15 protein-coding genes are annotated in these 16,675 nt (G+C 49.5%); all 15 read left to right on the forward strand.

What is annotated here, in order from left to right; all coding sequences use genetic code 11:
- Nucleotides 1-93: 93 nt before the first annotated feature.
- Complete coding sequence (locus F4V51_RS00235) at nucleotides 94-1,803, forward strand: putative polysaccharide biosynthesis protein (protein WP_153976430.1); 1,710 nt, start codon at nucleotides 94-96, stop codon at nucleotides 1,801-1,803.
- A gap of 151 nt (nucleotides 1,804-1,954) precedes the next feature.
- On the forward strand, nucleotides 1,955-3,451 hold the full coding sequence (mazG, locus tag F4V51_RS00240; RefSeq protein WP_153976431.1) for a bifunctional methyltransferase/pyrophosphohydrolase YabN: 1,497 nt from the start codon (nucleotides 1,955-1,957) through the stop codon (nucleotides 3,449-3,451).
- A 309-nt stretch (nucleotides 3,452-3,760) separates the two neighbouring features.
- Nucleotides 3,761-4,033, forward strand: coding sequence for an HU family DNA-binding protein (locus F4V51_RS00245; protein WP_017691362.1), 273 nt, complete (start codon nucleotides 3,761-3,763; stop codon nucleotides 4,031-4,033).
- On the forward strand, nucleotides 4,033-4,311 hold the full coding sequence (locus tag F4V51_RS00250; RefSeq protein WP_095293361.1) for an RNA-binding S4 domain-containing protein: 279 nt from the start codon (nucleotides 4,033-4,035) through the stop codon (nucleotides 4,309-4,311). Before F4V51_RS00245 ends, F4V51_RS00250 begins: the two co-directional genes overlap by 1 nt.
- Nucleotides 4,312-4,484: 173 nt before the next feature.
- Nucleotides 4,485-4,769, forward strand: coding sequence for a sporulation protein YabP (yabP, locus tag F4V51_RS00255; RefSeq protein WP_095293362.1), 285 nt, complete (start codon nucleotides 4,485-4,487; stop codon nucleotides 4,767-4,769).
- Nucleotides 4,766-5,335: a spore cortex biosynthesis protein YabQ gene (gene yabQ, locus F4V51_RS00260; protein WP_095293363.1), complete on the forward strand. Its 570-nt coding sequence runs from the start codon at nucleotides 4,766-4,768 to the stop codon at nucleotides 5,333-5,335. The genes yabP and yabQ overlap by 4 nt, the downstream gene beginning before the upstream one ends.
- Nucleotides 5,336-5,347: 12 nt before the next feature.
- Complete coding sequence (locus F4V51_RS00265; protein ID WP_153976432.1) at nucleotides 5,348-5,683, forward strand: FtsB family cell division protein; 336 nt, start codon at nucleotides 5,348-5,350, stop codon at nucleotides 5,681-5,683.
- 199 nt (nucleotides 5,684-5,882) lie between these two features.
- A complete protein-coding gene (locus tag F4V51_RS00270) occupies nucleotides 5,883-6,407 on the forward strand; it encodes a S1 domain-containing RNA-binding protein (RefSeq protein WP_095293365.1) in 525 nt (174 codons plus the stop codon).
- A gap of 530 nt (nucleotides 6,408-6,937) precedes the next feature.
- Entirely contained in the window at nucleotides 6,938-9,445 is a 2,508-nt protein-coding gene (gene spoIIE, locus F4V51_RS00275) for a stage II sporulation protein E (RefSeq protein ID WP_201281177.1), read from the forward strand.
- A gap of 85 nt (nucleotides 9,446-9,530) precedes the next feature.
- Nucleotides 9,531-10,283, forward strand: a complete 753-nt coding sequence (locus F4V51_RS00280) for a vWA domain-containing protein (protein WP_095293366.1) — start codon at nucleotides 9,531-9,533, stop codon at nucleotides 10,281-10,283.
- Nucleotides 10,267-11,214: a serine/threonine protein kinase gene (locus tag F4V51_RS00285; RefSeq protein WP_153976433.1), complete on the forward strand. Its 948-nt coding sequence runs from the start codon at nucleotides 10,267-10,269 to the stop codon at nucleotides 11,212-11,214. The genes F4V51_RS00280 and F4V51_RS00285 overlap by 17 nt, the downstream gene beginning before the upstream one ends.
- Before the next feature lie 44 nt (nucleotides 11,215-11,258).
- The gene (tilS, locus tag F4V51_RS00290; RefSeq protein ID WP_153976434.1) at nucleotides 11,259-12,698 is read left to right on the forward strand and encodes a tRNA lysidine(34) synthetase TilS; all 1,440 of its coding nucleotides are present in this window, start codon (nucleotides 11,259-11,261) and stop codon (nucleotides 12,696-12,698) included.
- Between the two features lie 52 nt (nucleotides 12,699-12,750).
- Entirely contained in the window at nucleotides 12,751-13,290 is a 540-nt protein-coding gene (gene hpt / locus F4V51_RS00295) for a hypoxanthine phosphoribosyltransferase (protein WP_153976435.1), read from the forward strand.
- A 101-nt stretch (nucleotides 13,291-13,391) separates the two neighbouring features.
- Nucleotides 13,392-15,437, forward strand: a complete 2,046-nt coding sequence (gene ftsH, locus F4V51_RS00300) for an ATP-dependent zinc metalloprotease FtsH (protein ID WP_153976436.1) — start codon at nucleotides 13,392-13,394, stop codon at nucleotides 15,435-15,437.
- A gap of 293 nt (nucleotides 15,438-15,730) precedes the next feature.
- Nucleotides 15,731-16,669: a quinolinate synthase NadA gene (gene nadA, locus F4V51_RS00305; RefSeq protein ID WP_095362242.1), complete on the forward strand. Its 939-nt coding sequence runs from the start codon at nucleotides 15,731-15,733 to the stop codon at nucleotides 16,667-16,669.
- The last annotated feature ends 6 nt before the right edge of the window (nucleotides 16,670-16,675 follow it).

Here is a 16,675-nt window from a genome sequence, read left to right on the forward strand (position 1 = left end):
TCAACAGAAGGTTAGTCTGTGCGGCTTCAGGCAGGTATAATAGCAAAGTATGCTTACTGGATATAATCGCTTGGATAACTGTAGGAGGGACTTATGAAACAGCCGTCTACTACTGGCTCAAAATTGCTGCAGGGTGCATTTGTGCTTGGCCTTGCTGCCATTATTTCTAAAATCATCGGTGCTTTTCAAAAGATTCCGTTACAGAATCTAGGGGGCGATGGTGTTTTTGGCATTTATAACACGGTATATCCGTTCTATATGCTTATCATTACGATTGCTGCCGCCGGACTGCCTGTTGCCGTATCCAAATTTGTTGCCGAACAACATGCGCTGGGGAGGCCCGAAGAGGGCAAACGGATTATCCGACTGTCTTCGATACTTCTTGGAAGCATCGGATTAATCCTGGCTATACTGATGTACATCGGTGCACCACTTATAGGTCATCTGATTGGTAATGGACATGTCATTCCTTCGATTCGGGCTGCTGCGCTTGCACTGCTATTTGTCCCACTAATGACTGGACTTCGTGGATATTTTCAGGGTTTACAGCAGATGGTGCCAACCGCTGTGTCACAGGTCGTAGAGCAGACGATTCGTGTGACGGTAATGATTGTGCTGCTGCTATGGCTGATGAAGCGGGATGCATCGCTGGAGACCATTGCGGCAGGAGCCATGCTGGGTTCTGCTGCCGGTGGAATCGCGGGATTACTCACCATGCTCGCTTATGTGTACGGTAGGCGGCGAAAGAGCAGGAAAACGAGTTTATCCCAAGAAGAACTGGATGGCTTGCAGAGATCGGGAACCAGGGAGGGACAACCGGAGCAATGGACAGGAGAAGGGCTTCAAGCGAAGAAGCTTACCACCAATGGTCAATGGATACGAACCTTGCTGGTATATGCCATTCCCGTCTGTCTGGGTTCGCTCGCTGTACCTCTGATGAACCTGGTGGATACCTTCACGGTGCCCCGGCTTCTAAGAAGTGAAGGGCTGGATGAGGTCGAATCCATGGTGTTGTTCGGTATTTACAATCGGGGCTTGCCGCTTGTACAGCTCGTGACGATGCTTGCTACGTCGCTATCTGTGCTGTTCATTCCGGCGATGGCCGAAGCTCGCCTGAAGGGCGGGCCGGAAGCCGTCAGGCAGCAGGCAAGCATCGCGCTGCGCTGGTTCTGGTTAATCGGTCTGGCTGCATCCGCCGGTCTGGCGGTGCTGGCAGAACCGATCAACCGCATGCTGTACGGTGATGCCGCAGGCACCGAAGCTCTGCGGTATATGGCGCTGACGGCAGCAGGCAGTACCGTCAGCATCATTGCGGCGGCGCTGCTGCAGGGCCTCGGCGCCGTGCGCGCCCCCGCGTTCAGCATGCTGGCCGCCGCAGGCGTCAAGGCGCTGCTGAACGTCATGCTTGTGCCCGCGCTGGGCATCAGCGGCGCGGCCCTGGCAGGCGCAGTCGCCTATATGCTGGCGGCTGGCCTGAATGTGGCCCTGCTGGCGCGGCGTACCGCGATGCGCCCTGCCCCTGGCGCCGTCCTGGTGAAGCCGGCGCTGGTGATCGCCGCCATGAGCGTGGCGGCGGCAGGCATGGCCTGGGCTGCCGGAGCGGTGCTCGGCGGCATAGGCATCGCGGCCGATCGCAGGCTGGCCGCGGTAGGCATAAGCCTGCTTGGCATCGCCGCAGGCGCAGCCGTGTTTTTGCTGGCGTCAGCCCGTACCGGACTGCTGACCGCCACAGATCTGGCCGCGATCCCGAAGCTTGGACCGCGCCTGGCCAAATGGCTTCGCAGGCTGCATGTCCTGCGGTAGCCCTGTCTCACCCTTTTGCGTGTGAAATTATTGGATATCCACGGATTCTGTTATAATACGTGTAATTATAGAGCGCTGTTCTGCGTATGTTCCTCATGTCAATGTAACAATGGGAGGCATTCTGCAGAATGGTTCGGATGGAGGCTTGAAAATGAGCGCAGCAGCTTTGACCGTCGTTGGTCTCGGATCAGGAGATGCAGATCAGCTGACAGTAGGTATTATCAAGAAAATGAAACAAGCGGCTACGCTGTATGTCCGCACATTGGATCATCCTGTGTTGAATGATCTGAAGCAGGAAGGACTGGAGATGACATCATTTGATGCAATCTACGAGGCGAAGGCATCGTTCCCGGAGGTCTATGACGAGATTGCGAATCGCCTCATTGAGGCTGCCCGTCAGGGAGAGCCGGGAACCGAGATTGTCTACGCTGTGCCAGGCCATCCGATGGTGGCAGAGGCGAGTGTACGGCTGCTGAAGGAACGCTGCCCGCAAATGGGCATCTCACTTCGTGTCATGGGGGGTGAAAGTTTTCTGGATGAAGCCTTTATCCGTCTCGGATTTGATCCTATTGAAGGCTTCCAACTTCTCGATGCAAGCAGCCTGAGCACGGAGCTAGTGCAGCCTCAGCTGCATACTTTGATTGGACAGGTCTATGATGTGTTTACAGCGTCTGATGTGAAGCTATGCCTGATGGATGTATATCCAGATGACTATCCGGTATTCGTTGGACACGCCCTCGGTGTACAGGATCAGGAGATCATCCACAAGGTACCGCTTCATGAGCTGGACCGGATTGAAGGTTATGGAAACCTCTCCCTCATTTACGTGCCGAAAAACACGGATGACAACCTGCGACGTCGCTCTTTTGCAAGGCTGCATGAAATTGTTAATATTCTTCGCAGCCCGGGCGGATGCCCATGGGATCAGGAGCAGACCCATCAGTCGATTCGCAAGAACCTGATTGAAGAGACGTATGAGGTCATTGAAACGATCGATGAAGATGATCCTGACCACATGAAGGAGGAGCTTGGGGACTTATTGCTGCAGATTCTGCTGCATTCCCAGATGGAAGAGGAAGTGGGCACCTTCAATGTGTATGATGTCATTGAAGGGCTTAATGACAAGCTCATTTTCCGTCATCCTCATGTATTTGGCGAGCATCAGGCCGAGAATGCGAATGAAGCACTGCAGAACTGGGAACAGATGAAGGCAGAGGAGAAGAAACGCAAAGGGATCAATCAACAGACCGTTTCGGTGCTGGATGGTATTCCCCGCGATCTGCCTGCCTTGATGAAAGGGTACAAGCTCCAGAAGAAAGCTGCCAAGGTTGGTTTTGACTGGGATGATGTGAATGGCGTATTTGCCAAGATTGAAGAAGAGCTGGCAGAATTGAAAGAAGCAGTGCGTAGCAATCAATCGGCTGAAGAGCGGAAGCTGGAACTGGGCGATTTGCTGTTTGCTACGGCTAATGTAGCTCGCTTTATTGATACGGACCCGGAGGAGGCCCTTGCTGCCACCAATCGCAAGTTCACTCAGCGGTTCCGATATATTGAGGAGCGGCTTCGTGAACTTGGACGGACACCTGCAGATAGCAACGTCGAAGAGATGGAGCAATTCTGGCAAGCGGCGAAGAAGGCTGGACTGTAACAGGGTAGACCAAGTAAACTGTTCAAATATCCTTGTTCCATGTTTTTCAATGGTATGATATGCTATACGAACATGTGTTCATATTTGGATTAGGGTTATTCCTGATTGATCGGACAACATTCCGGGTATTGGACTTAGACTTTCTATAGGCACAGGTTCAACATAAGCCAAAAAAAGTCGCCGGCCGAGGCAGGAATTCAGAATCCAAGCCAGAATACATGTGTAGTAACCTTGCGCGAAAGCCGCGGCAATCAGGCAGATTGCCAGGATTCGCAGATACTTTCTTTTTAATTTGGGAGGCTTTTAAAAATGAACAAAACAGATCTGATTAACAACATTTCCACCAAAAGCGGTTTGACTAAAAAAGACGTTGAGTCCGTATTGAACGGCTTCTTGGGAGAAATTACAGATGCACTCGCAAGCGGAGACAAAGTACAACTGATCGGCTTTGGCACTTTTGAAACCCGCAAACGTTCCGGTCGTACCGGACGTAACCCACAAACAGGGAATGAAATCGTTATTCCTGAGTCCACTGTTCCTGCATTCAAAGCAGGCAACAAACTTAAAGAAGCCGTAAAATAATGCGTCTTGATAAATTCCTGAAGGTCTCCCGGCTGATCAAACGCCGCACTGTGGCCAAGGACGTCTCCGAACAGGGACGTGTTCTGATTAACGGACGTGAAGCGAAGCCAAGCGCTGCTGTTAAAGTGGGCGATGAGCTGACGGTTCAGTTCGGTCAGAAGCTGGTCACCGTGAAGGTGGAACGTCTTGCTGAGAGTACCAAGAAGGACGAGGCGAGCAGCCTCTATACCTTGGTTAAGGAAGAGCCGATCGCCAAGGATAACGGGCTGAACTGGTAATCATCTGCCCGATATGCTCTTTTATGAATGAAAGTAAGTGAGATAGAAGCACCTTTCCTAGATAGGAAGGGTGCTTTTTTGTTTGGGTAGGCAGAAGCAATTCCTTCATGATCCCTGGTTCTATTCCCGCCTTTGCCTCCATAAGCTAGGTGTAAGAAGGAGGGGTACATGCCATGGTTGAGCACGGTAAACCGAAACAGCATCATTTGAGCATGCAAAATCGCAAACTGCTGGATCTGACAGGTGTCTCCAATGTAGAGAGCTTCGACAGTGAGGAGTTTTTGCTGCAGACTGAGCTTGGGCATCTGACCATCCGGGGGCATAATTTACATATCAAAAACTTGAGCCTGGAGGAAGGTCTGCTGTCCATTGAAGGCACCGTCAGTTCTCTGCAATATCTGGACCCCGGTTCCCAGAACAAGAATAGTAAAGGCCTGTTCGGCAAGATGTTCCGATGAGTCTGGACACGCAGTGGATCACATTAACATGGATGCTGTTGTCGGGAATCGTAATGGGTATGGCCTACGACAGTTACCGGGTACTGTCCGGTCAGCTGCGCTTCCCGAGATGGAGCATGCACACGCTTGACCTGTTGTACTGGGTTGCTTCCGCGCTGTTCGTATTCCGGATGCTGTACGCCGGAAACCACGGACAGCTGCGGTTTTATGTCTTTTTGGGGCTAATTATAGGGGTTTGCTTCTATTTTTGGCTTTTAAGTGTTACAACCCAGCGTTTTGTGGTAATGTTAATTAAACTCGCAAGAACACTTATTCATTGGTGTGGACATGTCCTTAACATCCTGTTCGTTATGCCAGCGAAGGGACTATACAAGCTAGTTCGCGTGATATTGGGTTTTGTGCTCGCGATACTGATATTCCTGGGCAAGCTGGTACTGCAATGTTTGGTACCTTTCGGCAAGTTGTTCCGCTGGATGTTTAGGCCGCTCCTGAAACATTGGGTAACGCCCCGTTGGATAATCCGTGCGGGTTCAAGTATTGCAGCGATTTGGAAACGCTGGTTTTAAGGAGGTCCAAAAATGGGTAAAACACCTGTGGGGAGATCTGCAGCCCCGACAGGCCAAGGGAAATCTGCCGGCGCAAAAAGACGCCTCATGCTCTGGATGACATTCGTCGTTGTATTTGTTATTTGGGCAGGATATACGTTCCTTGTACAGAATGCACAGATTTCGGACAAGAGTTCGAACTTGGCCGCACAGCAGGCTTCAAAGGAAGAGACGCAGAAGAAGCTGGATCAGTTGAAGTATGAAGTCAGTCGGTTGAAGGACCCTGAATACATAGGACAGCTGGCGCGGAAAAAAGGCTATTACTTGCCTGAAGAGACGCCAATCCAGGTTGAAGAGTCAGGGAACTGATGGAATTACGCTCATGACTGAGCAAGAATTATTATCCATATATCTGAAGTCGTTATACTGTAAAAAATAGGCTCTCCTGCGGGGTAGAGCTCTGTTGACCTTGGTTTGCGGCATAAGGTATAATTACATTTAGCACAGCATTGATTTTGGCATCTAAAAAATCGGGTTGTATATTTTTAAGGGAGGATCATTTTATTCTATGGCAATTGAAGTGGGCACCAAGTTAGAGGGCAAGGTGACAGGCATCACGCATTTTGGAGCATTTGTGGATCTGTCAGGAGGTGTCACGGGTCTCGTTCACATCTCGGAAATCGCCGACAATTATGTCAAGGATGTCAACGACCACCTGAAACTTAATGACGTCGTTACAGTGAAGGTCATCAACGTTGACAAGGATGGCAAAATCGGACTTTCCATTAAGCAAGCTGTTGACAAACCGGTGGAGCAACAAACACAATCCAGACCCCCAAGAGCTCCAAGACCGGAACGCAGTGGAGGAGATCGCGAACGATTCAGCGGTGGAGGCCCAAGTGGCGGCCAAGGCCGTGGCGGCGGCGGTGGATTTAACCGCGACCGTGGAGGCCGTTCTTTCAAGCCCGCAGCAGGCAAACCTTCATTTGAGGATAAAATGTCACGCTTCCTGAAAGATAGTGAAGAGCGGATCTCTTCGCTCAAGAAGAACACAGAGGGCAAACGCGGAGGCCGTGGAGCCAAGCGCGTGTAAATCTGTATCAACCTGATTTAAAATATAAGAAAAGCCGTTAACCCGTAAGGGTCAACGGCTTTTTTGCGTTTTGTTCTTTTTTTCTTTTAGTCTGCTGGGTGCGCATATTTTTTGGGGTTTACCGTCGCCTATGCGCATTCCACTGGATTCCTGGCTTTTCTTGTAAAGTAATACTCCACAGATGCACTTTTTTCGCACAAGGACCATAGGAAATAAGAACATTTGTCGTCTACCATTTTTTACCGACATGTTTCCATGCCTTTCCGCAGGTATCCCGTTCAATTCAGGTTGATGGCAGAACAAATGCCATTCAAAATCAGACAACACCGTCCTCGGTGGGTCAGGCTGTAAAGGATGGAACGACAATAAGGCCGGGGGTTTCGCTCCTCCGCGCCATGCCTGTTTCTTTTGTCGTAAACTTTTTGAACCCTGTCCACCTATTGTGACAAACTACGTCTTCTAATCTATCTATAATCAGAACCATCGAGAACGAAACACGAAAACAAATAATCGAATGGGGTGCCTTTGGGATGATGGAAAAGTGGAATGTCATTCAATTTCCGGGAATGAAAGCTGGTAAAGAGAGTACAGAAGCTCGGGAGGAGCTGTCCGTACGTCTCAAACAGTGGATTACCTCCCGCAAGGCTGTCCAGTTCGTTGCTGCACGCAAATGGGTGCTGCTCCTTACATTTATGGGATTCTTATTGGGGAAGGCCATGATCCTGAATGAACTATCGCCCTTTGCCATTGCGTACTTCGCGGTGATTGCCTTCATGCGAAGGGATTACATTATTCCCGTTGGGGCCGCTTTGCTGGCGGGGAGCCTGTTTGCTCCGTTTCCGGTTCCACTTATCGTTGCGTCTGAGATGGCGATCTTCTATCTCTTGTTCAGAGGGCTGGAGTCTTATGACCGTGCTGAATTATCTTATGCACCAACCATGGTGTTTACGACTACTTTTATGGTCAAGTTGTTCGCAGTCGTCATTGGGCCGTCTTTCAGCTGGTACGCCATGTTAATGCTCACGATGGACTCCGTACTCAGCTTCGTGCTTACCCTGGTTTTTATACAAGCCATACCGATTTTTACGTACCGCAAAAAGAAATTCAACCTAAAGAGCGAGGAGATCCTCTGCCTCATCATATTACTGGCCTCCGTTATGACAGGCGCGGTGGGCTGGACCATTCAGTCCCTTTCCGTGGAGCATATGCTCTCTCGTTATTTAATATTGATCTTCGCGCTGGTGGGCGGAGCCCCCCTTGGGGCATCCGTCGGGGTCATTACGGGGCTGATTTTGAGTCTGGCTGACATGTCAGCCGTATACCAAATGAGTTTGCTCGCTTTTGCCGGGATGCTGGCGGGTATGCTTAGAGAGGGCAAACGTGCAGGCGTTGCACTGGGGATGCTGCTGGGCTCATCCATTCTATCCATTTATCTGGGCGGTCCAGGTGATGTGATGAATTCCTTATGGGAGACGTGTGCAGCCATTGTTCTGTTCATGCTTACACCTAAAAGCATGATGGCAGCCATATCCAAATATGTGCCAGGTACACAGGATCATACCAAATCGCAGCATGAATATGCGAAGCGAATTCGGGATATCACGGCAGAACGGGTGACCCGCTTCTCGCAGGTATTCCGCCAGCTTTCCCGCAGCTTCGATCAGATGTCCGGTACGGGGGAACCGGTACAGAACGAAGGCGGCATGGAGCATTTCATGAATGCGGTAGCAGAGGGAACGTGCGCAGGGTGCTTCAAACGTGCACAGTGCTGGGATGCAAAGTTTATTCAAACCTATAAATACATGACAGATGTGATGAGTTCCATTGAGGCCAATCCGGAGATGTCGGGCAAACAAATTCCTGTGGAGTGGAACAGGGTATGTGCCAAACCGGAGGAGGTGCTTGAGGTTATGCGTGCCCAATATGGGCTCTACCAGCATAATATGCAGTGGAAACGTCAGATTGTGGACAGCCGGCAGCTGGTTGCCGAGCAATTATCCGGAGTATCCCAGGTGATGGAGGACCTGGCGAGAGAAATCCAACGGGAAAGTGAGGAGATGGTACAGCAGGAGGAACAGATTCGGGATGCGCTGGAGTCGCTGGGCCTGTCCATTCATTCGATTGAGATTATCAATCTGGAAGCAGGCAATGTGGAAATCGAGATTGTTCATGCCTATACGAGGGGATTTGATGAATGCCGGAAGATGATTGCGCCGCTGATCTCGGATGTTTTGGACGAGCATATTGCTGTTCTTCATGAGACGATGACGAATCCCCGTCAGGGTCTGGCCACCGTTACCTTTGGATCAGCCAAAACCTATGAAGTGACTACAGGGGTAGCTGCGGCTGCAAAAGGGGGAGATTTGTTATCCGGGGACAGCTTCAGCACGGTTGAATTGGGGAATGGTACCTTTGCGGTGGCACTCAGTGATGGTATGGGCAACGGGGAACGTGCGCGCATGGAGAGCAGTGCCGCGTTAAATATTCTGGAACAGCTGCTTCAATCGGGCATGGATGAGAAGCTGGCGATCAAGTCCGTGAATTCTGTGTTAATGCTGCGCTCTCCTGAAGAGATGTATGCCACAGTGGACATGGCTCTAATCGATGAATATACGGCAGAGACCACATTTATGAAAATCGGCTCAACTCCGAGCTTTATTAAACGCGGACAGGAGGTTATTCAGGTATCGGCCAGCAATCTACCCATTGGCATTATTAAAGATATCGAAGTGGATCTGGTCACTGTACAGCTTCAACCGGGCGATATATTGATTATGATGACGGATGGAATTTATGATGCCCCAGGGTACGCCGTCAACAAGGAGCTATGGATGAAACGTCTCATTCAGGAGATTGATAGTGACGATCCGCAGGAGGTAGCGGACTGCCTGCTTGAGAGCGTAATTCGATATCAACAGCATGAGATTTTGGATGATATGACTGTCGTTGTAGGCAAAGTAGAGCACTACCGTCCGGAGTGGGCCACATTGCGAGTTCCGGGAATTAACCGGATGGAGCGTCCACGTACAGTAAGTTAATTGCATCGTTCTCTGTTTGAAGTCTCTTCATTCTGGCAATGCTAGTCATAGAATTGGAGAGTAACGAAAAACGGAGGGATTTCGGATGAAGCAGATCTTGTTGATCACCGACGGTTGTTCTAATGTAGGTACAAGTCCGGTACTGGCAGCAGCAGAAGCTCGTGAAGAGGGGATCACAGTCAATGTGGTTGGTGTGATCGATTATGGAACCATTGGTGAACTGGGCAGCCGGGAGATTGAGGATATTGCAAAAGCCGGAGGGGGGATCAGCCAGATTGTGGGCACAAGGCAGCTTGCCCATACGATGCAGATGATGACAAGGAAAACGGTGGTTCAGACCATTCAGCAGGCGGTTAATAGAGAGTTAACACAAATTTTGGGAGAGAAGGTGTCCAAAACCGTAACCGACCTTGAACCTGCACAGCGTGCTCAGGTGGTAGAAGTGATAGATAACCTGGCTGAAACAGCCCCTCTTCAGGTCATCCTGTTAATCGATGTAAGTGCAAGCATGAAGCCGAAGCTCGCTGCGGTTGAAGAAGGAATCCGGGATTTGATGTTGAGCTTGCAGTCACGTGTGGGGCAGAGCAAGCTCTCGGTCTTTCATTTCCCGGGTCGCCATAGTGGAGAAGAGGCTGTGATGGATATCAACTGGACATCGGATCTGGGCAGTGTCCGTTCGCTGTTTGGACGTCTGCAGATGAAGGGTGCGACCCCGACAGGTCCTGCGATTCAGAAGGTGATTGATTTTTACCGTTATGGTACACTGGAGGGACAGCAGGAAATAGAAGGGAACTATCGCATTGAAAGAGAAGGGATGCTCGGTGACAACGTTGTCTGATGCCTCTTTCCCGCCTGGAACAGTAATTACGGGAAAATGGAATCGCAGCCGTTATACGATTCGCAAGCTGCTGGGCAAAGGCGCCAACGGCATCGTTTTTCTCGTCCAGCGGGGTGAGAATGGCAAGCACTATGCACTTAAGATGGGATTTGATCCGTTTGATCTGCAATCAGAGATCAATGTGCTCAAATCGTTTCAGCTACAGCGTAATCATGAGGCCCTGAAGCAGAGTGGTATTCCTTCCTATCTCAAGGATGTGGACGATTATGCCATTCAGGGACGGGACATTCCCTTTTATGTGATGCGTTATGTTCGGGGTGAAGCTCTTCACCACTTCATCAGGCGTCAAGGGACGGACTGGACACTGCTGGTTGGGCTTAGACTCTTGCAGAAGCTGGCACAATTACATCAGGCGGGTTGGGTGTTTGGTGATCTTAAGCCCCAGAACGTACTGGTGTCCGATTTTGGTCAAGTGGAGCTCATTGATTATGGTGGAGTAACGTCGATTGGACGAAGTGTGAAACAGTTTACCGAATGGTATGACAGGGGCTTCTGGAATGGCGGAAGCCGAACAGCAGATGGCACCTACGATGTCTTTGCTTTTGCTCTGTTACTGATTCACGTATTGGAGGGGGAAGCACTCAAGTCGCTGGCTGCCGAAGGATTGCCACAATTGCGGAGTGTTAATCAGCTCACGGCTCTGGTGGAGCGCAGCGAAAGGCTGCGACCGTTTCGTAGCTGGACGATTCAGGCTCTTCGGGGACAGTTCCGGGATGCCGGACATGCAGCCAAGGCCTGGAAAGACATGATGACCCGGCCTACACCTCTTCGCCGGCGTTCATCGAGCTCTACACCACGCTGGCTTAAAAATGCATTTGCTGTATCCGTTATATTACTTATTGGGGTACTCATCTATGCACTGCGTTTTTAATTTTTACAGGTGCATATACATAACGCAAGGAATGAGGAACAGGTATGGAGGCTTTACGCTGGAACGAGCTGGTGAATCATGTGCTGGAGGCAGCGGAAGAGCATCAGTTATGGGTTCCCGGGGATCGGATCATCGTCGCAGTATCGGGCGGACCGGACTCGGTGGCTTTTTTGCATATTATGCATGAGATCAGTACAAGACATGTTCCGCTGGAACTGGTCTGTGCTCATGTGCATCACGGGTTCCGGGCAGAATCCGATGAAGAGGCCGAAATGGTCGGGAGAATGGCAGCACAGCTGAACATTCCGTTTGAATGGGTGAAGGCCGATATTCCTTCCTATATGAAGCTTACAGGAAAGGGATCACAGGAAGCAGCACGCGATAGGCGATATGCATTTCTGCATGAGGTAGCTGACAAATATGGTGCAGCAAGCATCGCTCTGGCACATCATGCGGATGATCAGGCCGAGACCGTTATGCTTCATTTATTACGTGGCAGCGGGTTAACGGGACTGTCCGGAATGAAGTTTAAACGCCATGAAAAAAATGTGGAACTTATTCGCCCATGTCTTCGTATAAACAAGACAGACCTTGTAGAAGCTTGTAATACTCAGGGATTTCTGTACTTTAATGATGCAAGCAATTCCCAGCGTAAATATCGGCGCAATGCCATTCGCTTGGATGTGCTTCCTTATTTGGGGCAATATAATGGACAGCTCACGCCGTCTTTGAATCGGCTTGCCGAAATTGTGGGCGATGAAGACGATTTCATGGAGCAAGGTGCATATGACGCATACAGGTGTCTAGTGCAGGTGAACGGCGGAAGGCAAACCTTTGAGGTGCCTTCCTTTTTGAAGTTACATGTCGCTTTACAACGAAGGTTGATTAAACTAATATTGAATTATCTGCCTTTGGACAGTGATTTTGTCGACTTTACCCGTATCGAAACCATTCGCCGCAAGGTGATAGAGCCTTATGCGAAGACCTGGAGCCTAGATATAGGACAGACACTCGCTTGTACCCGGGAGTATGATCTGGTTTCCTTTGGCTTACGGACAGACGTACAGGATCAATCTTTCGAGTATCGTCTCGTGCAATGGAACGGAACTTATGAGCTTTCACTCAGGGAGATTGACCGATATCTTCGGATCGTTCCTATGAGTCCCGAGGACTATCTTGTACCGGAAACGGCAGATCAGGCCGCATTTGATGCGGATCAACTGCTCATGCCGCTGGTTGTGCGTTCACGGTTACCTGGAGATACCATGAAAGTCATGGGATTAAACGGAAGCAAAAAGGTGAAAAATATTTTCATCGATGAAAAAATCCCCCCCTCTGTTCGTCCGCGTATTCCCGTGGTTTGTGACGGAGCAGGCAACATTGTTTGGTTGCCGGGTGTTCGCCGGTCGAATATTGCACCGGTGAAGGAGGATACTTCCGCCATCCTGTACATGACTGTAGGCAATTCAGCGATTCAGGGGTAGTGGTTATGGTTCAGGTAAGGCTTTCATAGTATAACTTAGGAGGTTCGCACAGTTGCAGAACGACATTCAGGAAGTATTGATCAGTGAAGAAGAAATTCAAAGTAAAGTCAAGGAATTAGGCGCAACACTAAGTGCCGATTATGCAGGTCGCAATCCTTTGGTCATTTGTGTGCTCAAGGGTGCGTTTATATTTATGGCTGATTTGGTTAAAAACATAACGGTACCTGTTGAAATGGATTTCATGGCAGTATCAAGTTATGGTGCATCCACCAAGTCGTCAGGCGTTGTTAAGATCATCAAGGATCTCGACGTCTCGGTTGAAGGCCGTGAGGTTCTCATTGTCGAGGATATTATCGATAGTGGACTTACGCTTAGCTATTTGATTGAACTGCTTCAAAATCGCGGTGCCGAATCGGTGCGCGTGGTTACGCTTTTTGACAAACCTTCAGGCCGTAAAGTGGAGCTTGAAGCTCATTACACCGGCTTTGACATTCCTGACGCATTCATCGTCGGATATGGTTTGGATTATGCCGAGAAGTACCGAAATCTCCCTTACATCGGGATTTTGAAACCGGAAGTATACAGCAGTTAATAAGCTTGCTAGTTCCAAGCCCAGTTCTGCTCGTGCCTTCTGTTGAGAAGCCATGTCGGGCTATGTTAAAATAATTAAAGTGTCTCGAGAGGAGGTAGGGGATGAATCGGTTCATCCGGAATTCTGGTTTTTATTTGATTCTTTTTTTAGTCGTGGTGGGCATAGTGCAGTTCGTCAGCAATGGCGGCGAAGCCACAGATAATCCTAGATATGATCAGTTGCGCACGGCGGTTAAGGCGAACAACATCTCGGAATTGACGGTTCAATTCGACGGTCAGTCTTTTCTTGTGACCGGTCAATATAGAGAGAAGCCTAGCGAAGCCAAATCAGAAAATTTCTCAACGTACATTCCTCCTACGGATGAAGCGATTAGTGAGCTTGTAGCGGCAAGTGAAGCTAATAATTTCAAGTTAAATCAGGAGCCAATGAGAGGTGACAGCATCTGGCTGACACTTCTGACATCCTTTATTCCTTTGATCATTATGTTCCTGCTGTTCTTCTTCCTGTTTAATCAGGCGCAAGGCGGCGGCGGTAAAGTAATGAACTTTGGTAAAAGCCGTGCCCGTCTCTATAACGAAGAGAAGAAGCGGGTTACATTTGAAGACGTCGCAGGTGCGGACGAAGAGAAGCAGGAGCTTGTTGAGGTCGTTGACTTCCTCAAAGATCCTCGCAAATTCGCAGCTGTAGGTGCACGGATTCCTAAGGGCGTATTGCTCGTGGGGCCTCCGGGTACTGGTAAAACGTTGCTTGCTCGTGCCGTTGCCGGTGAAGCGGGTGTACCGTTCTTCAGTATCTCGGGTTCGGACTTCGTCGAAATGTTTGTCGGTGTCGGTGCATCCCGTGTACGTGACTTGTTCGAAAATGCAAAGAAAAACGCCCCATGTATCATCTTTATTGACGAGATTGATGCTGTAGGTCGTCAGCGTGGTGCTGGCCTTGGCGGTGGTCACGATGAACGTGAACAAACGCTCAACCAGTTGCTCGTTGAAATGGACGGATTCGGAGCCAACGAGGGTATTATCATCGTGGCTGCAACGAACCGTGCAGACATTCTGGACCCTGCCTTGCTGCGTCCGGGACGTTTTGACCGTCAAATTACGGTTGACCGCCCTGATGTAAAAGGTCGTGAAGCGGTACTGAAAGTACACTCCCGCAACAAACCACTCACAAAAGATGTGAAACTGGACATTATTGCGAAGCGTACAACAGGCTTCTCTGGTGCGGATCTTGAGAATCTCCTGAATGAAGCGGCATTGCTTGCGGCACGCCGTAACAGAAGAGATATTTCCATGCGTGAGGTAGACGAGGCGATCGACCGTGTCATCGTAGGTACGGAGAAGAAAAGCCGTGTCATCAGTGATCGCGAGAAACGAATCGTTGCTTATCACGAAGCAGGCCATACCATTGTAGGATACTTCCTGGAACATGCCGATATGGTACATAAAGTGACCATCATTCCGCGCGGACGTGCGGGTGGATATGTAATCATGTTGCCAAAAGAAGACCGTATGCTGGTTACCAAGCAAGAGCTCTTGGACAAAGTTACAGGACTCCTCGGGGGTCGTGTGGCAGAAGAATTGTTCATTGGTGAAATTGGTACTGGTGCATACAGTGACTTCCAGCAAGCGACGGGTATTGTTCGCAGCATGGTTATGGAGTACGGTATGAGTGAGAAATTGGGACCTATGCAATTCGGAAGTTCACAAGGACAGGTATTCCTTGGACGGGATATCGGCCATGAACAGAATTACTCGGATTCCATCGCTTATGAGATCGATCAGGAAATGCAGCGCTTTATCAATGAATGTTACGAGAAATGTAAGGAATTGCTCGTAAAACATTCCAAAGAAATGCACTTGATCGCTCAAACGTTGCTTGAAGTGGAGACACTGGAAATGGATCAGATCAAACAATTGATCGAGACAGGTTCCTTGACTCCAAAACCGGAGAGCGATAATGATAACGAAGGTACGCCAAGTGAAGGCGGAGAACCAATCGTCGATAACATCGGTGATGTGCGTGTTCGCATTCAAGGCAAAGACGAAACACCTGAACCACCTGCCGGAGATATCCCTAACGATGCTCCGAATCTGGATAAAGGCAACAGCAATGATCCAGATGATGGTGGTACGAAGCCAACGTCTTAATGTCTAACAGAACCTGTTCTGAGAACAGATCAAAGAGAGCCGAGAGGCTCTCTTTTTTTGTGCGTTTTGTTCAAATTGCAGAGATAATGATAACTGCGAGCTAGAGCGCGAACTACGCAGGAAACAGTTGATTAGGGTGTTGTTCTGTGCCCTTTTCATTTATTGACAGAGTCGTGAACGTTGTGTACATTAGGTGTTAAACCGCTTGTGATTCGTTTCTCAAGCGAAAATAACGACGCAGATAGTCACAGGAAACGGCGCATAGCGCTGTCCGTCAAAGGAGAGGATCACAGGTGGAAGCTCTGGCTTTAGAGCGCAAGGCTGAGATGAACCGGGAGCTGCGAGCGCGGCTGATGGAGTTGAAGAAGGAACGTAATGCTATTATTCTTGCTCATTATTACCAACGTGACGAAGTACAGGAAGTAGCCGATTTTCGTGGGGATTCATTCTTATTGGCACAGAAAGCCGCACAAACGGATGCGGATGTCATTGTATTCTGCGGGGTTCATTTTATGGGTGAAAGCGCTAAGATTTTGGCCCCGAACAAGACGGTTATCATTCCGGATGAACGTGCTGGATGCCCCATGGCAGACATGGTCAATGTTGAGGGCCTGCGTAAACTGAAAGCGCAGCATCCTAATGCAAAAGTAGTGACGTATATCAATTCCTCGGCTGAGATCAAGGCGGAGACCGACATCTGTTGTACATCGGCCAATGCAGTCCGGGTTATTCAATCTGTTGATTCTGATGAGATTATCTGGGTGCCGGATAAAAACCTCGGACATTATGTTCAGCAGCACACAGACAAAAAAATGATCATCTGGGAAGGGTATTGCAACACTCACGACATGCTCACTGTAAAAGATGTCGTCGAGATGAGAGCCAAATATCCAAATGCCGAGTTTGTCGTACACCCGGAATGTCGTCCCGAAGTCGTGGAGATGGGGGACTTTGTAGGCAGCACGACAGCAATTCTTGAATACTGTAAAAATTCCTCTGCTAAGGAATTTATCGTAGGAACGGAAGATGGTACAGGATACCAGCTGCGACTGGATAGCCCGGATAAACAGTTTCATTTTGCCACCAAGTTCCTGGTGTGTCCAAACATGAAGGTCAACAACCTGAAGAAACTGGTTAAATGCCTGGAAACGATGAAGCCGGAAATTTACGTACCACCGGCCGTTGCCGACAAAGCCAGAGAATCGCTAGAGCGCATGTTACTGGTGAAGTAGCATGCG

Source organism: Paenibacillus xylanilyticus (assembly GCF_009664365.1).
Classification (GTDB): domain Bacteria; phylum Bacillota; class Bacilli; order Paenibacillales; family Paenibacillaceae; genus Paenibacillus; species Paenibacillus xylanilyticus_A.